This is a genomic window from Peribacillus sp. P4_D6 (assembly GCF_056401795.1).
The window spans coordinates 1-21,941 of sequence record NZ_JBFUIQ010000020.1 but is presented as its reverse complement, the minus strand read 5'-3'; the positions used below and the strand labels follow the sequence as shown (position 1 = coordinate 21,941).

Annotated in this window: 16 protein-coding genes; 15 read left to right on the top strand and 1 reads right to left on the bottom strand. The window is 41.0% G+C overall.

Annotated features, from left to right (window positions below):
* Positions 1-4 precede the first annotated feature (4 nt).
* Complete coding sequence (locus tag AC1DVB_RS09315; RefSeq protein ID WP_057276077.1) at positions 5-1,579, bottom strand: spore germination protein; 1,575 nt, start codon at positions 1,577-1,579, stop codon at positions 5-7.
* A 281-nt stretch (positions 1,580-1,860) separates the two neighbouring features.
* Here AC1DVB_RS09315 and AC1DVB_RS09310 point away from each other — a divergent pair, with 281 nt between their 5' ends.
* From AC1DVB_RS09310 to AC1DVB_RS09240, 15 genes are all read left to right on the top strand, one after another.
* Positions 1,861-1,986, top strand: a complete 126-nt coding sequence (locus AC1DVB_RS09310) for a hypothetical protein (RefSeq protein WP_268750787.1) — start codon at positions 1,861-1,863, stop codon at positions 1,984-1,986.
* A 275-nt stretch (positions 1,987-2,261) separates the two neighbouring features.
* A complete protein-coding gene (pbp4b, locus tag AC1DVB_RS09305) occupies positions 2,262-3,635 on the top strand; it encodes a penicillin binding protein PBP4B (protein WP_477589056.1) in 1,374 nt (457 codons plus the stop codon).
* A 455-nt stretch (positions 3,636-4,090) separates the two neighbouring features.
* Entirely contained in the window at positions 4,091-4,540 is a 450-nt protein-coding gene (gene hutP / locus AC1DVB_RS09300; protein WP_054398152.1) for a hut operon transcriptional regulator HutP, read from the top strand.
* Positions 4,541-4,654: 114 nt separating this feature from the next.
* Positions 4,655-6,172, top strand: a complete 1,518-nt coding sequence (hutH, locus tag AC1DVB_RS09295; RefSeq protein ID WP_034306584.1) for a histidine ammonia-lyase — start codon at positions 4,655-4,657, stop codon at positions 6,170-6,172.
* Positions 6,173-6,497: 325 nt separating this feature from the next.
* Complete coding sequence (locus tag AC1DVB_RS09290; RefSeq protein ID WP_082609224.1) at positions 6,498-7,895, top strand: amino acid permease; 1,398 nt, start codon at positions 6,498-6,500, stop codon at positions 7,893-7,895.
* 1,026 nt (positions 7,896-8,921) lie between these two features.
* On the top strand, positions 8,922-10,127 hold the full coding sequence (locus AC1DVB_RS09285) for a quaternary amine ABC transporter ATP-binding protein (RefSeq protein ID WP_057276074.1): 1,206 nt from the start codon (positions 8,922-8,924) through the stop codon (positions 10,125-10,127).
* Between the two features lie 4 nt (positions 10,128-10,131).
* A complete protein-coding gene (locus AC1DVB_RS09280; RefSeq protein ID WP_057276073.1) occupies positions 10,132-11,859 on the top strand; it encodes a glycine betaine ABC transporter substrate-binding protein in 1,728 nt (575 codons plus the stop codon).
* A 1,039-nt stretch (positions 11,860-12,898) separates the two neighbouring features.
* Positions 12,899-13,243 (top strand): thioredoxin family protein, encoded by a 345-nt coding sequence (locus tag AC1DVB_RS09275; protein ID WP_057276072.1) that lies wholly within the window; start codon positions 12,899-12,901, stop codon positions 13,241-13,243.
* Positions 13,244-13,680: 437 nt separating this feature from the next.
* A complete protein-coding gene (locus AC1DVB_RS09270; RefSeq protein ID WP_057276110.1) occupies positions 13,681-14,880 on the top strand; it encodes an FAD/NAD(P)-binding oxidoreductase in 1,200 nt (399 codons plus the stop codon).
* Positions 14,881-14,939: 59 nt separating this feature from the next.
* Positions 14,940-16,352: an MBL fold metallo-hydrolase gene (locus tag AC1DVB_RS09265; RefSeq protein WP_095679700.1), complete on the top strand. Its 1,413-nt coding sequence runs from the start codon at positions 14,940-14,942 to the stop codon at positions 16,350-16,352.
* 169 nt (positions 16,353-16,521) lie between these two features.
* Positions 16,522-17,769: a MalY/PatB family protein gene (locus AC1DVB_RS09260; RefSeq protein WP_477589027.1), complete on the top strand. Its 1,248-nt coding sequence runs from the start codon at positions 16,522-16,524 to the stop codon at positions 17,767-17,769.
* A gap of 63 nt (positions 17,770-17,832) precedes the next feature.
* A complete protein-coding gene (locus tag AC1DVB_RS09255; protein ID WP_095679702.1) occupies positions 17,833-19,278 on the top strand; it encodes a sigma-54 interaction domain-containing protein in 1,446 nt (481 codons plus the stop codon).
* Between the two features lie 232 nt (positions 19,279-19,510).
* Positions 19,511-20,989: an amino acid permease gene (locus AC1DVB_RS09250; RefSeq protein WP_095679703.1), complete on the top strand. Its 1,479-nt coding sequence runs from the start codon at positions 19,511-19,513 to the stop codon at positions 20,987-20,989.
* Between the two features lie 94 nt (positions 20,990-21,083).
* The gene (locus AC1DVB_RS09245; protein WP_057276068.1) at positions 21,084-21,461 is read left to right on the top strand and encodes a RidA family protein; all 378 of its coding nucleotides are present in this window, start codon (positions 21,084-21,086) and stop codon (positions 21,459-21,461) included.
* A 96-nt stretch (positions 21,462-21,557) separates the two neighbouring features.
* A partial coding sequence (locus tag AC1DVB_RS09240; protein ID WP_477589024.1) for a pyridoxal-phosphate dependent enzyme occupies positions 21,558-21,941 on the top strand: 384 nt, incomplete at its 3' end.

The window sequence follows — 21,941 nt, the reverse complement described above, 5'->3', positions numbered from 1 at the left end:
TAGGTTATCCTTTACGTATGGGATTTTTTGTATGCATCATCTTTGGACGGCGCTTCATCATCATAAGCGGCATGCGAACCATCAGGTCTTTCCATTCACTTAAGCGATAAGGAACGGCTGGACTCATATAAGGTACACCAAAGCTTTTTAATTTCACTAAATGGCTGGTCATTAAAAGAAAAAAGAGAATGACCCCGTATAATCCAAATGTGGCAGCACAAATCATAGCTGGAAAACGCAGAATCCGTAATGTAATTCCAATACTATAGTGCGGAATGGAAAATGATGATATAGCAGTTAATGCTACTACAATCACCAAAACAGGGCTAACGATCCCTGCCTGTACAGCAGCTTCCCCAATGATTAAACCGCCGACGATACCCATTGCCGGACCAATTGGCTTAGGCAATCGCAGTCCTGCTTCCCTCAGAATTTCGATGGATATTTCCATGAATAATGCTTCGATAAGTGCCGGAAACGGAACCCCGGACCTGGTTCCTATAATGGAGATGGCCAGTTTGGTCGGAATCAACCCTGAATGAAATGAGATGAAAGCTATATATAAAGACGGTGTAAAAAGAGCCAAAATAACTGTGAGATAACGGAGTAAACGTATGAATGTGCCAGGAATCCATCTTTCATAATAATCTTCTGGTGATTGTAACATCATGCTTAATGTAACTGGAACGATCAAAGCGAATGGCGTCCCATCCAATAAGATGGCCACCCGGCCTTCCATCAAAGCAGCAATCACGCGATCAGGACGCTCTGTATTCTGTACCTGAGGAAAAGGACTAAGGTAATTATCCTCGATGAGTTGCTCTACATAACCTGATTCCGGCACATTATCAATATCAATTTTCTTAATTCGATTTTCTACCTCTTGAACTAATTCGGGATCAACAATATCTTTAATGTAAGCGACAACTAAGTCTTTTCTTGACTGCTTACCTACTTGGAATTGTACTAACGATAAATTTTCAATTTCACCACTACCTCTTAAAAAAGATGTATTATCAACTAAAGATTCAGTGAAACCGATCCGTGGACCTCTGACTAATGCCTCTGATACCGGCTCTTCAACAGTCCTTGTTTTTAGTTTTGTTGTACCAAGGATTAGGGCATCCACTAATCCATCAATTAAAAGCGCGGTAGAACCTGTTAATACTTTTGATGCTAACTCTTTAATGGAACAAACTTCTTCTACCTCACTGATAGATAACACTTCATTTTTTATGAATTCTTTTGAAATGCTTCCTTTGATGTAAGGAAGATCTTGTTTATATTCTGCTGAAAAGTCAACCATCAATGATGTCATGATATGTTTATCAATGATGTCTTTATCTGATAATCCATCCGCAAAAATGATAATTGACCGAATACCGGTACGCCCTATATTAAATTCTCGAAAATGAACATCCCAATTATGTCCAATTTCTTGCTTAACCATTTCTAGATTTACATTAAAATTATCTGTAAACTGATCAGTTGAATCTTGGGAGGTATTTGCTTCTTGTTTGTCTTTATCGGTACCTTTTCCTTTTTTACCGATCTTTGATATCCACTCTTTCATTTTCATCACTCATCCTTTGAGTTGCGAAGCCGATTAAACAATTTGGAGATTAAATACGGAATAAGAAACACAATAAAAGCTTGTATAAAAACCTGCCATTCTGGAAGGTAGGAAACAATAGTTTTCCACATTTTCATCACCCTATACTTGTTTCAATTAGCCGCTAAAATTCCTTTAATTCTCAAATAGTATTAATATCTTCTACGTTTCTTATGCAATGAAGTTAAAAGCAATTAGCCGTATTTACATACTTTATACTTCGTATGTATTATGTGGGAAAATTGATTTTGAATATAATTGAGGAGAAGGAAGAGGCGAAATCGATGTCTGGGACTTATCCGAATGACTCATTGATTATAGTAGTGAGCTTTAATGAACATAGGCTTTACTTCTTAGAACGGGGGCTGACGTAAGCTCAAGACTTGAAATATAATTTTAAAAATATCAAGATCAAATTGAAATGATGTTCGAAATAACATATACTGAAAATTGAGAATTGTTTGTAAATATCACCCGATTTTGGGAAATTTCTGCATTAACCAACTTGAAATAAGAGATCCAAATCACAACCCGGAACATATTATCGAATTGTAAAGCCTGGTGTAAAAAGGACGGAATGAATGAGAATATTAGCTTTCGGTTAAGTTGTTCTTTATTTTTAAAAGTGATTTCAAAGGAGTGGAAAATGATGAATATATGGACAAGCTGCACACTGAGTTCAATTCTGGCACTTTCCTTATTAGCACCTTCCGTGTCTTTTGCTAATGAAAACTCAAATCATGGAGCCGCTGTGAGTAAGGAGACTGCCAGTCAGTATCCAATATTAAAGAAAGTAAATAAACCGGAAGAAGCGGGATTTTCGTCTGAAAGGCTGGAAAAAGTGGATCAGCTCATTGAAATGGAAGTGGCGGCCGGTTTCCCCGGTGCTGCCTTGATTGTCATAAAGGACGGAAAGATCGTTAAAAATGAAAGCTACGGGTACAAACAGAAGTTTAATGAACATACAACTCTTAAGAAGTTTCAAAAAATGGGAAATGACACGTTATTTGACCTTGCTTCAAACACGAAGATGTATGCAACCAATTTTGCCATTCAGAAATTAGTCAGCGAAGGCAAGCTGAATATCCAGGCAAGAGTGCAGCAATACATTCCTGAATTCAAAGACACAGAGGAGGATGTGATCAAAGGAAAGGATAATCTGAGGGTTATTGATGTTCTACATCATACTGCAGGGTTTAGACCCGACCCGCAATACCATAATCCAAAGGTTTCGAAAGAACTTTATTCCCAGGAGCGGGATAAAACCATCGAGTTCATTTCCAAGACACCGCTCACATATGTACCTGGAACACAGAATGTCTACAGTGATGTGGATTATATGCTGCTTGGTGCCATTGTTGAAGAAGTAACGGGTCAGCAGCTTGATGTCTATGTTGAAAATGAATTGTACAAGCCGCTTGGTTTGAAAAATACTAAGTTCAATCCTCTGCGAAAGGGCTTTAAGCCAAGGGATTTTGCCGCAACCGAATTGCTTGGCAACACCCGGGATGGCGTGATAGATTTCCCTAACATTCGTACATACACACTTCAAGGGGAAGTCCATGATGAAAAAGCCTTTTATTCGATGGGGGGTGTTTCAGGGCATGCCGGCCTTTTCTCCAATACGAAAGATATGGCCGTCCTTCTGCAGGTGATGCTGAATGGCGGGGGATACGGTAAACATACGTTGTTTGATCAAGAAACAATCGATGAATTCGTCGCACCTTCCCAGATGAATCCTACATATGGTCTTGGTTGGAGACGAAATGGCGATGCTAGCATGGAGTGGATGTTCAGTCCTCTCGCAAGCGACAGTGCCTATGGTCATACTGGATGGACCGGGACGGTCACGATCATTGATCCGGAAATAGATTTAGGGATCGTTTTACTAACTAATAAAAAGCACTCTCCGCTCGTCAATCCTGTAGCCAATTCCAATCAGTTTTTTGGCGACCTCTTCAAAACAGGAAGCTATGGAAGTGTTGTAACTGCGATTTATGAAGCATTGGAAACGAATGAATAAACGGATATACGGATATCTCCATAAAGTTTAAGACCTCCCATTAATGTCGGGAGGACTTTTTTCTTGTTCTATCAGAATGTCTGGAAGCTTTATTCCATACAGTTTGGGCAAGGATCAGGTTTTTATATGCTCCGTCTTGATGGAGCAAATTATCATGGGCACCTTGTTCGATGATTTCCCCATTTTGTACAACGATGATGCATGTTTAATTGTCACTAATCTATGGAACCGAACAATTTCATGAAGGCATTAATCTGGTTATCCGGGACGATCTGGGGGACGAATTGGACCTTTGTATGGGCGTTATTGCCGTGGTTGTTCGACTGCTTTCGGGAGTGATGAATTATCCCCCTAAAAGAACTATTTTAAAAAATATATTGACCGAACAGCCTGTATCCGCTTACAATAATATTTAGTTATTAGTGTATTTAGAAAATTGTAAAAGAGGTACCTGCATGACAAAGGAATTCGACAGAAGAATTGGGCGCCATGCAATCATGTACGCATTTGCGGACGAAGAGGAAGAAGTCATATTGACGAATGAACTTAAGCGGATGGATTGGCTTTATGGAAAAGGTAAAGTCGGTTCAATGGAGCTGCAGAAAATAGTTGCGGCCATTGAGACATCTGCGAAAAGACTTGGATTGGTCAATCCCGATATGTATCGTGAAATGCATGCGCTGTATCATGCGATCATCGAAGCACTCCAAGGAGTGACACGCGGCCAAGTCGAGCTTGGCGGTCTTTTGAGGACTGCGGGCCTTCGGTTTGCAATCGTTCGGGGCAGGCCGTTTAAAAACGGGGCCGAAGGTGAATGGATTGCTGTCGCCGTGTATGGAACGATTGGAGCACCGGTTCGGGGATTTGAACATGAAGCCGTCGGTTTGGGAATTAACCACATTTAAATAATTAAAAGCCTATAGTTATTTAGTGAAATAGGGGGCTGTATTGATAGACTGGATAAGTCTGTCAATATGGCCTCCTTTTGTTTGTTTAAAAAAAGAATAGGGGTGCAGGAAATGATTATGTTAACGGGCCAAACTTTAACGATTGAAGAAGCGAAAAAAGTATTGTATGGAGAAGCATTTGTCTCTGCTTCAGCCGAGAGTGTAAAGAAAGTGGAAAAAAGCCGCGAAGCGGTTGAAAATATCGTGAAACAAAAGAAAGTCGTCTATGGCATCACAACAGGTTTTGGAAAGTTCAGCGATGTTTTGATTGATGCAGAGGACGCTGAGCAGCTACAGTGGAATTTGATTCATTCCCATGCGTGCGGAGTCGGGGAACCATTTCCAGAGGTGGTTTCGAGAGCTATGGTCCTTCTCCGTGCCAACGCGCTATTAAAAGGGTTCTCCGGCGTCCGTCCTATCGTCATTGAACGTTTGATCGATCTTTTGAATGCTCATATCCACCCGGTCATCCCTCAGCAAGGTTCTCTTGGGGCAAGCGGGGACTTGGCGCCGCTTTCGCATTTGGCGCTAGTATTGATGGGAGAAGGGGAAGTGTTTTATAAAGGAGAGCGAATGGAGGCCATCGCAGCTTTATCGAAAGAAGGCATTCTTCCAGTGACACTTAAAGCAAAAGAAGGTCTTGCATTAATTAACGGAACACAGGCCATGACGGGGATGGGCCTCGTAAATTACATTGAAGCCGAACAGCTGGCCCATCAAACTGAAGCGATTGCTTCACTGACTTTAGAGGGATTACGCGGGATTGAAGATGCCTTTGATCCGGATGTTCATCTAGCACGGGGTTACCGCCAGCAAACAGAGGTCGCTGAACGGATTAGCCGCATGATCAGCGGCAGCCAGCTCATCACCAAGCAAGGAGAACTGCGGGTTCAGGATGCTTATTCCCTTCGCTGCATCCCGCAAGTGCATGGGGCATCATGGCAAACTCTTGATTATGTAAAAGAAAAATTGGAAATTGAAATGAATGCAGCGACGGATAATCCGCTTATTTTTGACGATGGGGAAAAGGTTATTTCAGGAGGGAACTTCCATGGACAGCCGATTGCATTTGCGATGGACTTCATGAAAATCGCTGTTGCCGAGCTTGCAAATATTTCAGAGCGCCGGATTGAGCGACTCGTCAATCCTCAGCTGAATGATTTACCGCCATTCTTGAGCCCTTCACCTGGCTTGCAGTCTGGAGCGATGATCATGCAATATTGTGCGGCTTCCCTAGTCTCTGAGAATAAAACACTCGCACATCCTGCAAGTGTTGATTCCATTCCATCTTCAGCGAACCAGGAAGACCATGTAAGTATGGGAACGATTGGCTCACGGCACGCACATCAAATCATCCAAAACGTTCGCCGTGTTTTGGCGATTGAGCTCATTTGTGCCTTACAAGCGGTTGAATACCGTGGAATAGAGAAGATGGCCCCGTTTACAAAAGAGTTTTATACGGAAGCAAGAAAGCTCATTCCAAGCATTACACAAGATCGTATCTTTTCAAAGGATATTGAAGCAACGGCAAGCTGGTTACTGCAAATTGACTGGAATTCATTTATTCATAGGAGTTTACCTACAACATAATATGAAGCTCGGAATATCCGAATGAACGTTAGGCTTATAGCCCTTTGCTTTGGGCTTTAAGCCTAACACCCTTATGTAAATGCTACAAAGATCCCAGAAATCCAAAAAAGGTCTAAGCATTAGAGAAAATGACCTTGAAATAGTAATAAATGCAGGAAATGACTATTGATGGAATGATCGACTTTACCTATTCGTGCTAGATTAAACATGCATTTTTGGAGGGGAATCTAATTTGGAAAATCGGCAATTGCAACCACCTGTCATAAATGAAAAAAACCAGCCTTCAAATACTTTACAAAGGAAGCTAAAAGCACGCCACCTTACGATGATTTCGCTGGGCGGTGCAATTGGAACAGGGCTGTTTCTCGGAAGCGGGCCAGCCATTCACTCTGCGGGGCCTGGCGGTGCTTTGGTCGCTTACACCGTAATTGGCATAATGGTTTATTTTATTATGACAAGCCTTGGAGAACTGGCATCATTTATGCCGGTCAGCGGAGCTTTCAGTACCTATGCTTCGCGTTTCATCGACCCGGCATTAGGGTTTGCGCTTGGTTGGAACTATTGGTTCACTTGGGCAATGACTCTTGCTGCGGAACTATCTGCCGCAACGATGGTTATGAAGTTTTGGTTTCCTGACAGCTCGTCTTTTTTATGGAGTTCATTGTTTTTAGTTTTGATATTCTTATTGAATTACGTATCCGTTAAAGGGTATGGCGAAGGGGAGTATTGGTTCTCCCTCATCAAAGTGGCGACCATCATCATTTTCATAGTTGTCGGAATATTGATGATATTCGGGATCATGAACGGAGAGGCGATTGGTTTTAAAAACTTCACAGTTGGTGACGCTCCGTTTGCCGGTGGTTTTTTGGCAACATTGGGTATTTTCATTGCTGCTGGATTTTCTTTTCAAGGAACAGAAATAGTCGGCGTTGCAGCCGGTGAAAGTGAAGACCCGGCAAAAAATGTACCACGTGCAGTTCGCAGCATTTTTTGGAGAATCTTCCTCTTTTATATCCTGGCCATATTGGTTATCGGATTGATCGTTCCTTATACGAATGGCAGTCTGCAGGGACACACGATCATGGTTAGCCCATTTACGATGGTGTTTGAAAAAGTGGGACTGGCATTCGCTGCTTCCGTGATGAATGCCATCATTTTGACAGCCGTATTATCCGCAGGTAATTCGAGTCTTTACGTGACAAGCCGAATGTTATACTCCATGGCAAAAGAAGGGCTGGCACCGCGTATTTTTGGCAAACTTAACAAACGCGGCGTTCCCATTTGGGGATTGGTTGTCACTTCACTTGTAGGGATGTTGGCCTTTTTTGCTTCCATTTTCGGTGATGGAGTCATTTATATTTGGCTTATGAATGCGGTTGGAGTCACTGGATTTATATTTTGGCTCGGTATAGCGGCAAGCCATTACCGCTTTAGAAAAGCTTATATTGCTCAAGGGTATTCACTGGATGATCTTCCCTATAAATCCAAGTGGTTTCCTTTCGGCCCGATATTTTCCTTTGCACTTTGTTTCTTCGTATTATTGGCGCAAAACTATCAGGCCTTCATTGGCGATGACATTAACTGGGCAAGTGTGATCGCTGCCTATCTTGGCATCCCATTCTTTTTGATAATGTGGCTTGGTTATAAGTTCATTAAGAAAACAAAAGTAGTTCCGCTAGAGGAATGCAAAATCGATTTTGATGAACATAGGAATGCCAATTAGTATGTATTGATAAAATGCATCAGCCTTGAAATGGAATTGTTGTTTCAAGGTTTTTTTCTGTATATGTGACACATTCCCATGTGTGTCTGCATTAAACTATAACCTATAAAAATAGTATCAAATTCCAATCTTGCCAGATCCGGAATCGCTAATTTTGCCCGTGATTTATGACTGAAAATCGCTTTTTCCGTTTTTTGGATCATTTCTGATTTTAAAAAAACTGAAAAAAATTTGTAGCGAATGATGGGCGTTTATGATTATAGGAAGCCAAAGTGTTGGTATATCAAGGTTTTTAGAGTCTTTGGGAACCTTTAGAATCTATGGCGTAAATGGGCTTTTTAGGCAAGAATTCCGTCCCACATCATTTGAACTTATATTAATTCTTTGTTAAGGTAATGAAGTACTTTAGGGTTACAGGTTCATTCCGTGTGTGCTCGGACTGAACAAAACTCTAAAATAAAAATCCATTATATTTCAGTTGGAATATGCTGTGCCTGTTAGTTTCCTCAATTGTATTGCACCTCTTTTCCCTGCAAAGCTCAAATTAGACACATTGGGAATCCCATAATCATATTTCTATGCGTTTTGGTGTTATACTGCACTGCAAGTACCATTCCACCTGGTAAAGGAAATGAAGTACTTTAGAGGGTAGTCGTAAGTCCATCATCAGGACAAAACTCTAAGTGGAAATCGTTTATATTACAGTTGGTATATGTTGTGCCTGCTAGTTTCCTCAGTTGTGATTGCACCTCTTTTTTCCTACTTGAAATGCTCAATTTATCACACATAATATAATCCAAGTAAAGAATTATTTCTTGGGAATAATAAATTTAGATTATTTTTTTATCCACGTTATGACCTGTGTCACTGAATAAGTGTCACTTCCGCTTTTTCGAAGAAAAAGTAATGGGGTGGAATTTCGGTAATTTGAAGCTACTTGTGCATTAATAATCATCACTCGCATAAACCGGGGAAATTCAGCAAAACTGAATATCATATGGGCAACTATTAGAATGAGGTGACTTGATGAAGCCGTATGTAGAAGTCAGAAATGTCTCGAAAATTTTTGGCAAATCTCCAAAAGCAGCAACAGACTTATTGAAGCAAGGCAAATCGAAAAAAGAAATCTTGAAGGAAACGGGACAAACGGTCGGAGTGAATAATGTTAATTTCGAGATTTATCCCGGCGAGATTTTTGTCATCATGGGCCTATCAGGAAGCGGGAAATCCACTTTGATCCGCATGTTCAATCGTTTGATCGATCCCACTTTGGGTGAAATCTTAATTGATAATGAAGATATCGTGAAGATGAACGCTGCCAGGTTAAGGGAAGTCAGACAAAAGAAAATAAGCATGGTCTTTCAGAACTTTGCTTTATTTCCGCATAAAACGATATTGGAAAACGCTGAATTCGGGCTCGAAATTCAAAAAGTGGATCCAGCAAAACGTCATGAAAATGCGATGAAGGCTCTCGAGGCCGTTGGTTTGAAAGGCTACGAAAATCAGCTGCCATCACAGCTTAGCGGCGGTATGCAGCAAAGGGTTGGGCTAGCCCGAGCACTCGCAAGTGATACGGATATCCTATTGATGGATGAAGCCTTTAGTGCCCTTGATCCATTGATTCGTAAGGATATGCAGGATGAACTGATTCAAATCCAAGATCAGTACAAAAAAACGATCATTTTCATTACCCATGATCTTGATGAAGCATTAAGAATCGGGGATAGAATTGCCCTTATGAAAGATGGAAGCGTCATTCAATTGGGTACCCCTGAACAAATCATGATGAATCCAGCCAATGAATTCGTCGAGAAGTTTGTGGAAGATGTTGATCTCTCAAAAGTATTGACAGCGTCTCATGTGATGATACGCCCAGAGAAGATTGCGGTGGACAGAGGCCCGAGGGTTGCCTTGGAAATCATGCGCAAACAAGGGTATTCCAGCATTTTCGTTGTGGATAGGAAGCAGACGTTATTGGGGGCCGTGACAGCTGAACAGGCTCGTCAGGCAATGAGCAATGATCAATCGATCTCTGAAGTGATGACAACTGACATCCCAACTGTAAAAGAGGATGAATTACTTGGAAACCTCATGGATGTGATGGCGACTTCAAGCTTGCCGATCTCAGTGATCGATGATCAGAACAGAATTAAAGGAATTCTTCTTCGCGGTGCCGTCATCGGTGCTTTGGCCGGAAATAAAGATTCCTTGAATGAAATGGAGAGTGAATAATTCAATGAATATGCCGAAAATCCCACTAGGAGCTTGGGTCGATTCTTTAGTGGATTGGATAACCATTGTATTTGCTGGATTATTTACACTTATTACGAATGGGATCGAAGGACTACTGGATATCCTGGTCGATGTAATGAGTGCTGGACCTTCCATCGTGTTAATTATAGTGCTAACCCTTCTGGTTACCTATACAAGCAGATGGCCCTTAGGGATATTTACATTCATCAGCTTACTATTGATCGATAATCTTGGTTATTGGGAATCAAGCATCCAAACACTGGCGATCGTTATATTGTCAGGAGTCTTAACGATAGTGATCGGGATACCGATCGGAATATGGTGTGCCCAAAATAACACGGTGCGTAAGATCGTTACCCCGATATTGGACTTCATGCAAACGATGCCTGCATTCGTTTATTTGATTCCGTCAATTTTATTCTTTGGAATAGGGGTAGTACCGGGGATCATTGCGTCATTCATTTTCGCAATCGCACCGACAATCCGTATGACCAATCTTGGGATTCAAGAAGTGCCTAATGATCTGATCGAAGCATCGGATGCTTTTGGTTCAACCAGCAGCCAAAAGTTATTCAAGGTACAAATACCTTTGGCTACTCCAACGATTATGGCAGGAGTCAACCAAAGCATCATGCTGGCATTATCCATGGTTGTTACAGCCTCATTGGTTGGAGCACCCGGACTTGGGGCGGATGTCTACAGGGCTGTCAGCCAAATTAATGTGGGGCAAGGATTTGAAGCAGGGTTATCCATCGTAATCATTGCAATCATACTTGATCGTATCACGCAAAACCTTCGTAAACCAGCTTACGAACATATCATTAGCAGGAAAATCATTTTTACAATACTGGCCTTACTAGTTGTGGGTACTGCACTATTCAGTGCTTTTACAAACGATACGGCTGTAAAAGGGGATAAAAATAGTTTTGCTGCCAAAGCCAATTATGAAATCATCGGAATTGAACCTGGAGCAGGATTGATGAAGTTGACTAAAACGGCTATAGATGATTATAAGCTGGATGATTGGAAGTTGGTTGAAGGGTCTTCGGCGGCAATGGTTGCTGAATTGAAAAAAGCGATTGATAAAAAAGAGCCAATCGTCGTTACAGGATGGTCACCGCATTGGATGTTCTCAAAATATGACTTGAAATATCTCGAAGATCCGAATGAATCCTTTGGCGGGGCTGAAAATATCAATTCGATTGCCAGAAAAGGCCTGGAGCAAGATGCCCCCGGCGCTTATAAAATTCTTGATCAATTCTTCTGGGATACTAAAGATATGGAAGATGTAATGGTCAAAGTTACTGAAGGTATGTCTCCTTCAGAAGCAGCAGAAAAGTGGATAAAGGAAAATCAGGACAAAGTATCCAAATGGACCCAAGGAGCACAATCAGGAAATGGTGAAAAGATCAAACTGGTTTATGTTGCCTGGGACACTGAAATTGCCAGTACAAATGTGATTGGCAAGGTTCTGGAGCAAAATGGTTATGACGTAACATTAAGTCAAGTTGAAGTCGGACCAATGTTTGCCGGCGTTGCAAACGGAAGTGCGGACGCAATGGTAGCTGCATGGCTCCCGGGAACACATCTTGAATATTATAATAAGTATAAAGCTGAAATGGTTGACCTTGGACCAAACTTAAAAGGAACAAAGAATGGTCTGGTCGTACCGGATTACGTTGATATTGATTCGATTGAAGACTTGAAATAAGGAAACGCGGGAATTTCAGAAATGAAATTCCCGCTTTTTTTATTTTAAAGGGAAGGGGATTTTATGGGAAAAAAGCGGCAAAGAATTAATGCGAGAAGTCAAACGTTTGAAATTGGAGGAGGATTAGTCATATCGTCAGCGATTTGGTTTAAAAAGTGATACGCAAAAAGCAGGTGTTCAATATAGCTTTTTGAAGATAAACGTGATGTAAGCACGTCAGTAGTTAGCCGCAAAAATTCAGTTCATGTAAGACCTATCCAGCTTAATTTTGAACGTGGCTTAGGATTGAACTGAAGGACGACAGTATACATCCAGTTTTATTTCTATAATACCAGTGACGTTAAATCGCCCAAATAAATTGAGGGCGATTTTTTCTTTCATCAGAGGTAACACATTACTTGTTATGTATCCTATTTCAGTAACCGAAGCGAAAATAGAAATTCTTGTTAACCGACATGTTAAAGAACCATTTTATACAAGTTGAGTTTATTACAGGTGCAAAAATAGTTCCCATTCCTGAGAAGGCATCAAGCTTGATGAGAAGGTCTTTTTAAGGGGAATGGTGGCAAAATTGAGAATTTATAAAGTGTGGGGTGTGCAAAACAAGCGGTTTTACAGGAGAAATTAGTTGGCATGGTTTTTGCTTATATAAATAAGAGTAAGTTCAGAAAGGAGGGAGAGCTGAATAGCCAACTATTCGGCTTTGTTGGTAAGAGTCTCGGAGAGAATGACGACTATTAAAGTACTCCTCTCCATTGTTTCAGGAACTATTGTCGGATTCGTACTTGGTTTGCTCGGCGGATATGGATCAATTTACGGACGATATGGAATATACATCGTGAATCCTGGTACAAACAAATATTCCTGGTGTATTTACCTGTGGGGTGTTCAAGATCATAAATACGGCCAAGCAATTACTGCTGCAGGAAGTGGTTGTTATGGCTGCTCTGGATTACGAAAGATATCTTGATGCAAGAGCGATCAAGTAATGGAGACAATCTTATAACATTAAGAACAAAATATAGGGAGGATTGTAATAATGAAAGAGATCAAAACTAAGCAAGAGTTTGACGAGGCGATTTTATCAACAAAACCAGTTGTTGCCAAATTTTATGTTGAATGGTGCCCAGACTGTCAGAATACCAATTTATTCATGCCGATTGTAGAAGAAGCGTATAAAGAAAAGATAGATATGATCGCAGTAAATCGAGATCATTTTCCGGAACTATTAGAGAAGCTAGATGTGTTTGGAATCCCAAGCTTTATTGCTTTTCAAGAAGGGAAGGAACTTAATCGCTTTGTAAGTAAAGTCGGAAAAAGCCAGGAAGAGGTTGAACAGTTTCTCAATCAAATCGTGGAGGAAAGTGGAAAATTAAAAAGATAATCATTTACTAATACTGAAACTCAATTAGAGCTGCTCTACTTTGTAACATTAATCAGAGACCAGCATTAATCTGAAGCCAATAAATATTGAATAGTTACTCAATATTTATTGGCGATATATTCAAAATCACCGGTTTTATCAACTTATTTTTTGCATAGGAACTATACAGCGTGTAGGGATAGAAGAGAAGAATATATAACTTTTAATATAACTTTTTTGCTTTAGGGGATTATGCTCGCATTTGTTGGAGGGGGAGTTGTCGGCGGAACAGTCAGAACTTGGCTGGCAGTGCTCTTAAGCAAACAGCAGCGTAAGCTCCATTATGTATTTTCAGTGTTGTTATGTTGGTCTCCATTTATATGCTAATCATAAATGCTGAAGTATCAGATTGGTGAGCTACTATATAAAATTGAGATGAGGAGATTAGAATGGCAAATATGAAGAATGAGACACATTACAAAATTTTGATTGTAGGAGGGGGCAGTGCCGGAATTACGGTTGCAGCCCGTCTCCTGCGTGAATCTCGCACTCTGAGTGGAAACGTTGCCATCATTGAGCCTGCGACAAAACATTATTATCAGCCATTATGGACACTTGTGGGAGCTGGCGAAGCTGACAAAACTGTGACACAAAGGGAGGAAGCATCCGTTATTCCGAGCGGAGCCGTGTGGGTTCAGGATGCGATAACCACTTTTGAGCCCGATGAAAATGCTGTTGTAACAGCATCCGGAAAGAAACTGCACTACGAATATCTAGTTGTCGCAGCCGGGATTCAAATTGACTGGCATAAAATCAAAGGTTTAAAAGAGAGTATTGGAAAGAATGGTGTATGTAGTAATTACTCTTATGATTATGTTGATGGCACTTGGGAGGCGATCAGAAACTTCAAAGGGGGGACTTCCATTTTCACCAACCCGAACACGCCGGTAAAATGCGGTGGGGCTCCTCAAAAAATTATGTATATGGCAGAAGACTATTTCAGAAAATCAGGAGTTCGCGAGCAATCTTCGGTTATTTTTGTTTCAGGTAGCCCATCCATATTCAATGTGAAAAAATATGAACAGGCACTAAATAAGATAATAGAACGAAAAGAAATAGAGACATATTTTATGCATCATCTTATTGAAATTGATGGTGAGAATAAGCGAGCGACATTTGAAAACCTGAACACGAAAGAGCGCGTGAATATGCATTATGACATGATACATGTGGTACCACCGATGAGCGCTCCTGATTTTATCAAGAATAGTTCGCTCGCAGCTAGTAATGGATGGCTGAATGTGGACAAATATACACTTCAGCATCAACACTATGACAATATATTTGGCATAGGTGATTGCACAAACCTGCCTACATCGAAAACGGGGGCTGCGATTCGTAAACAAGCGCCAGTGCTTGTGAAAAATTTGCTTCATCGGATGCGTGCCAAACTTATGGTTCATAAATATGACGGCTATACATCATGTCCGCTTGTTACCGGGTATGGGCGGCTTATACTGGCTGAGTTCAATTATGATTTACAGCCGCAAGAAACCTTTCCAATCGATCAATCCCGTGAGAGGTTCAGTATGTATTTATTAAAGAAAAACTTGCTTCCCATTATGTATTGGAACGGAATGCTTAAAGGAAAGATGTAAAAACGTTGACAGCCATAACACAACCTAAGTATCCGAGGTGCTTGAAAGGAGAAGGATTTATGCTATTGAAGTATTTTTATGATGAGAAACTGGCTCAAGCTTCATACCTTGTGGGGTGTCAGGCTACCGGTGAAGCGATAATTGTCGATCCGTCACGTAACATAGAACCTTATATAAAAACGGCAAGAGCACATGGTGTGAGGATCGTGGGCGTAACGGAAACACACATCCATGCCGATTTTTTGTCTGGTTCGCTGGAGCTGGCTTCCAGGCTTGAAACGACATTGTATTTGTCTGATGAAGGAAGGCCGGACTGGAAATATGAGTACGCAACTGGGTATGACCACCGCTTTCTGAGAAATGGAGATGTATTTGCCATTGGAAATATCCATTTTGAGGTGGTACACACACCAGGACACACACCTGAGCATATATCGCTGCTCGTAACAGATGGAGGGGCATCTACCAAGGATCCGCTCGGCATATTTACCGGAGATTTTGTATTTGTGGGTGATGTGGGGCGTCCCGACTTATTAGAAAAAGCCGTAGGGGTACATGGTTCCTCAGAAAAAATGGCACGCATGATGTTTCGGTCATTGCAACAATTTAAAAACTTTCCAGATTATTTGCAAGTATGGCCAGGGCATGGAGCGGGCAGTGCCTGTGGTAAAGCGCTAGGTGCGATCCCGTCGTCAACCATCGGCTATGAAAAACGGACAAATTGGGCACTGCAATATAATGATGAAAATCTCTTTGTTGAAGCGTTGTTGGCTGGGCAGCCTGAGGCACCCCCTTATTTTTCAATGATGAAGCGGTTGAATAAAGATGGAGCGCAACAAATCCGAAGGATAGCAGCACCACTTCCAATGGTGGGCCCAATTGATATTGTGCAGGAGTGGACGGAACAGGGAATAGTCTTGGATACGCGTCCGGCCAGTGAATTTGCCACCAAGCATATACGAGGCTCAATTAATATTCCATATAACAAATCATTTGTAACGTGGGCGGGGTGGCTGTTGGATTATGACTTGCCTATATATCTTTTGGCAAGCAATGATGATGTTGCAGATATTGTAAAAGATCTCCAGTCCATTGGGTTGGATCGCGTCATTGCAACATTGGACCCATATATCATTGAGCAGGCTGGCGAAACTGATTCACATGTTATGAAATATGAAGAAGTGACAATGGACATGATAGATGACGCAATTCAAACAGAAAGCATCTATGTGCTAGATGTCCGAAGCATGGCCGAATGGCAGGAAGGCCATTTTCCAAAAGCTAATCATGTCATGCTTGGCCATTTGCAAGAACAGGCACCTAAACTTCCACATGATAAACCCATTTTGGTTTATTGCAAAACCGGAGGAAGATCGGCCATCGCTGCAAGCCTTTTGCAAGTTCATGGTTTTAAAGAAGTACAAAGCCTTGTAGGCGGTTATGAGGAATGGCGAAAACGGAAGAAATTGTGACCCACCAGAAATCTTAATGAAATCTTTTAATTTTATCATCCATGGGAAAATATTTCCTAAGATTGCAAAAGTGCTATTGCTTGGGATGAAAGGGTTTTAAAAAAAAGATCACGTGTTTAGGGTAATCAAACAAGATCTTCTAAGAAAATAAGGAGATTTTATAAGAGAAATGGGTTGGCATGACAATTGCATATATAAAGAGGCAAGGTACACAAGCAAACATGAGAAGGAGAGATACTCGATGAAATATAATTTTGACCAAGAAATCCGTCGACTGAACACAGACTGCGAAAAGTGGGATGATCTTGAAAATCATTTTGGCGTAAAGGATGTTATACCGATGTGGGTGGCCGATATGGATTTTCAGTCTCCACAACCTATCATCGAAGCATTAAAACAACGTGTGGAGCACGGTGTTTATGGCTACACGCTTAGACCGGACTCGTACATGGAATCCATTGTTGGTTGGCTGAAAAGAAGACATCGATGGTCCATTGAGAAAGAATGGATTACCCACAGCCCAGGAGTGATTCCAGCCCTATCGTTGGCGATTCAGTCCTTCACGCAGACAGGGGACAAAATAATTATCCAACCTCCTGTATACCATCATTTTGCTCGTGTAGTCCAAGCGAACGGCCGTGAAATTGTAAACAACCCGCTTAAGCTTGAAAATGGGCGTTATTCCATAGATTTCGAAGATCTAGAGGCAAAGATAGATTCATCGGTAAAAATGTTGATTCTGTGTAGTCCTCATAACCCGATCGGAAGGGTATGGAGCAAAGAAGAATTGACGAGATTGGGACAGATTTGTATGAAGCATAACATTCTCGTTGTCGCAGATGAAATTCATTTTGACTTTGTTTATAAGACACATACTCACATTCCTTTTGCCTCTATATCAGAAGAGTTTGCGAACCATTCTCTTACCTGTATTGCGCCAAGCAAAACTTTTAACCTGATGGGTGTACAGACGTCAAGTATCATTATTCCAAATCAGCAACTGCGCGATAGGTATGATCGAGAACTGAATACATTATCTATTGGTTCGCCGAACATATTTGGCGTTGTTGCGTTAGAGGCTGCTTACCGACACGGAGAAGAATGGCTGGATCAGCTTCTTGAATATTTGCAGGAGAATTTGGAGTTCACTCTGAATTACTTCAGCAAAAACATCCCGCAAATCAAAGTCATCCAGCCTGAAGGCTCATATCTTGTATGGCTTGATTGCCGGGAATTGGGAGTTGAAGAAATGGATCAATTTATGTTGCGCCGAGCAAGGGTTGCAATGAATGGAGGGCAGATTTTCGGTAGGGAAGGTGAAGGGTTTATGCGGCTCAATATTGCTTGTCCACGTTCGATGTTGAAAAATGCTCTCGGTGGCATAGAAAAAGCTGTCTCCTCTTTGTGCAAAGCGTAGAAATTTATTTTATAATAAATTTATTTTATTATTTCATAAAGCGCAATAGCAGAGGAGGATAATATGGCAGGCTTTATCGGCATGCAGCAGTTTATTCAAGATTACGCTGAGAACACAGCAGGAATCCTTGGTCTGGATATAACCGTGCTTGATGAAAAGGGCGTTCGTATTAGCGGAACTGGCTACTATAAAGATCTCATTGGCAAAACGGCTCCGGAAGGCTCCTTTTTCAGAATGATATTGGAAACAGGGGAGCCTGGAGTGGTTTACGATGTGAAAAAAGATGAGTCGCAGTGTAGGAGTTGTAAATTCGTAAATCAATGCAAAGAACTCGCTACCATCGGGTTTCCTATTGTAAAGCAAGACAAACCAGTTGGCGTCATCGGCATGATTGGTTTTTCCCATGAACAAAAGGAGAAAATGATTATAGAATCAGAGAATCTGATCCAGTTTCTACGCAATGTTAGTACATTGTTAGTCAATAAATTAGCAATGCTGGACCCTGATAAAGAACCGGGTTGCAAAATTCAAGAAGAGATACCGATCCCCCAAAAAGCTATTTCTTTTGAAAACATTCTTGGTAAGGATTCCGGGCTTCAAGATGTTATTAAAAAAGCTAGACGGATTATAAACAGCCCATCCACTGTTTTGATAAGGGGAGATAGCGGTACGGGAAAGGAATTATTAGCCAAAGCGATTCATTTTGAAAGCAAGCGCCGAATGCATTCATTTGTGGCAGTAAATTGCGCAGCCATACCTGAGAGCTTGTTGGAAAGTGAGTTGTTTGGTTACGAGGGCGGATCATTTACCGGCTCGAGTCGGAATGGGAAAATGGGGAAATTTGAATTAGCGCACAAAGGAACCATTTTTCTTGATGAAATTGGTGATATGCCGCTTTTCTTGCAGCCAAAGTTATTACGGGTTTTACAAGAAAGAGAGATTGAAAGAATCGGTGGAAAAAAAGCAATCGAGATTAATGTACGGGTGATTGCAGCCACTCACCGAAACTTAGAGGAAATGGTGCGAAACGGTACCTTTCGTGAAGATTTATATTATCGTCTCAATGTCCTCCCTCTCCATACCAAACCTTTGAGAGAACGGCGTGATGATATCACTTTGTATCTCGAACATTTCATTCATAAACATTGTAAGGTCATGCAAAGGTATCCTCTTAGACTTGACCCCATGCTGGAGCAATGGCTTATACGCTATGATTGGCCGGGGAATATACGCCAGTTGGAAAACGCCGTAGAATATATGGTCAATATGGCTGAATCAGATATCGTTGAATTCCATGATTTACCTGACTATCTCTTTCAACATGATCATCTCTCTGCCGATTGTAGAGGGTTAAGTTTGGAAGAAATGATTTCTGAATATGAAAAAGAAGTAATCCAGAACTATTTTCTGACTGAAAAATATCGAAATGATAAAGAACAAATTGCCCGGGAACTAAAGATTAGCCTGTCTACTCTTTATCGCAAGTTGGAAAAATACCAATTATGTTAACTTCGTTTAAAAGATTTCTATTTTACTCATTTAAAGTTACTTGAAATGAAAGAGAGAGTGCTCATATCAATTTCTCGCCTGAGTTTTTTGTGAGGATAAAAGCAGAAGGTAGAGGTATTTTAACAATTTACTGAAAGTTCTCTAAATAATCATAAATAGATTATTCAAAAGAACAGCCAGATGAGCCTTCCATACAAAGTATTTGAACTATGAGTAAAAAGGGGGATACACTATGGGGAAATTAGAAGCAGAGATAAGTAACACCCTAGAAGAGCGAAATTCAAAAGGATCATTACAAAGGAAGCTGCAATCCAGACATTTAACGATGATGGCTATAGGTGGCGCTATTGGAACTGGATTGTTTGTATCCAGCGGATCGACGATTAGCACTGCGGGGCCGGGAGGAGCGCTTGCTGCATATATTCTGGTAGGAATCATGGTCTATTTTGTCATGAATAGTTTAGGAGAGCTATCGGCCTTCTTACCGGTCCCGGGGGCTTTTGACATCTATGCATCAAAGTATATTGATCCTGCGTTAGGCTTTGCGTTAGGTTGGAACTATTGGTATACAACCGCAATAACGGTTCCTGCAGATTTGGTGGCCTCTACTCTTATTATGAAGTATTGGTTTCCGGACTCACCTTCTATCTTGTGGAGCGCACTTTTTCTGGGTTTGTTGCTAATCTTAAATGTTTTATCAGTCAAGGCATATGGGGAAAGTGAATACTGGTTTGCTGGTATTAAGGTCATCTCGATCATCGTATTTCTCGTTATTGGGGTTGCCATGATTTTTGGAATTATGGGAGGACATACGGTTGGGTTCAGTAACTTTACCCAAGGAGATGCTCCTTTCCATGGCGGGCTTGTATCTATCTTTAGTGTTGTGCTCATCGCGGGCTTTGCATTCCAGGGAACTGAGGTGATTGCGACGGCAGCCGGTGAAACCGAAAATCCATCGAAAAACGTACCGAAAGCCATTCGGTCAATCTTCTGGCGAATCCTTATTTTCTACGTGTTGACGATTTTTGTTATCGGTTTGATTATCCCTTATACGGATTCAAACCTGCTTAAATCCGGCGTTCAAAATGTATCTATCAGCCCCTTCACGCTTGTTCTTCAGAGAGCTGGGCTGGCATTTGCAGCTTCCGTCATGAATGCAGTGCTTCTTACATCTGTTTTATCAGCAGCAAATTCAGCAATGTATGCTTCTTCACGTATGCTATGGGCACTGGCGAAAGAAGGAAAGGCACCACGAATCTTTGCACGGCTTAACAGGAAGGGAATTCCCATGTGGGCCCTTTGTACAACTGCTTTTATAGGCCTTGCCTCTTTTTTGGCTTCACTTTTTGGAAATGGTTCAGTTTTTATTTGGTTGGTAAATGCTTCAGCCCTTACCGGATTTATCAAATGGTTCGGGATTGCCGTTAGTCATTACCGCTTCCGTAAGGCCTATGTAGCCCAAGGCAGAGATCTAAATGAATTGCCGTTTAAAGCCAAATGGTACCCGCTGGGCCCGGTTATCACGCTGTTATTTTTTGTGGTTTTCATTTTTGGGCAGACTCTTTTTTATGGAGATCAAATTAGCTGGGCAGAAATTATCGCCACGTATATAGGTCTTCCTATTTTCTTGCTTCTCTGGCTTGGTTATAAAATCATTAAGAAAACAAAAATAGTTCCTCTGATGGAGTGTGATTTTGAGCGCAAAGAATAAGAGGGAAGGCTTATGATGAATGTAAGCGTTTTATTCAAAGGGGAATTTAATTCTATTCCGTATTTATAGTATTACAAAAAAAGAGGTGGTTTATATGATAATAGAAGCAATCATAACAAAAGAAGCCCCAAAGGCTATCGGTCCTTATTCACAAGGTATTAAGGCAGGAAATATAATGTACACTTCAGGGCAGCTCCCAATTGATCCTGAAACAGGAGAAATGCCTGATAATATAGAGGAGCAAACAAGGATGTCATTGGAGAATCTTAAGAAGGTTTTAGAAGCGGCGGGATCAAGCTTACAGCAGGTAATAAAAACAACGGTTTTTTTAAGCGATATGAATCACTTTGCCGTGATGAATCAGGTGTATGGAGAGTTTTTCTCTGATAATTATCCAGCAAGAAGTGCGATTGAAGTTGCTCGTTTACCAAAAGATGCTTTTATTGAAATAGAAGCGTTGGCTATTATTTAATTATATGTAATTGAAAAGGGAAGGCAGATTGATATTCTACTTTCTTTAATGTAAATATGGCCAGTCTTAAACAGAAAATATCTGAGGAGTTTTAAAATGAATTTAGCACAATTTCCTAGACAGCGATATACACCAACAGATACACCCATTGAGAAATTACATCATTTTTCCGAAGTTCTTGGTGGCCCTTCTATTTATCTTAAACGAGATGATTTACTTGGTCTGACGGCTGGGGGAAATAAAACAAGGAAACTGGAATTCCTTGTTGCCGATGCATTGGACAAAGGCGCGGATACATTGATTACATGTGGAGGCATTCAATCAAATCATTGCCGCTTGACACTAGCTGCTGCGGTTAAAGAGAAAATGAAATGCATCCTTGTGTTGGAAGAGGGCCTTTCAAATTCTGAACCGGATTTTAACGGTAACTATTTTCTCTACCATTTATTAGGCGCTGAACAAATCAAAGTAGTGCCTAAT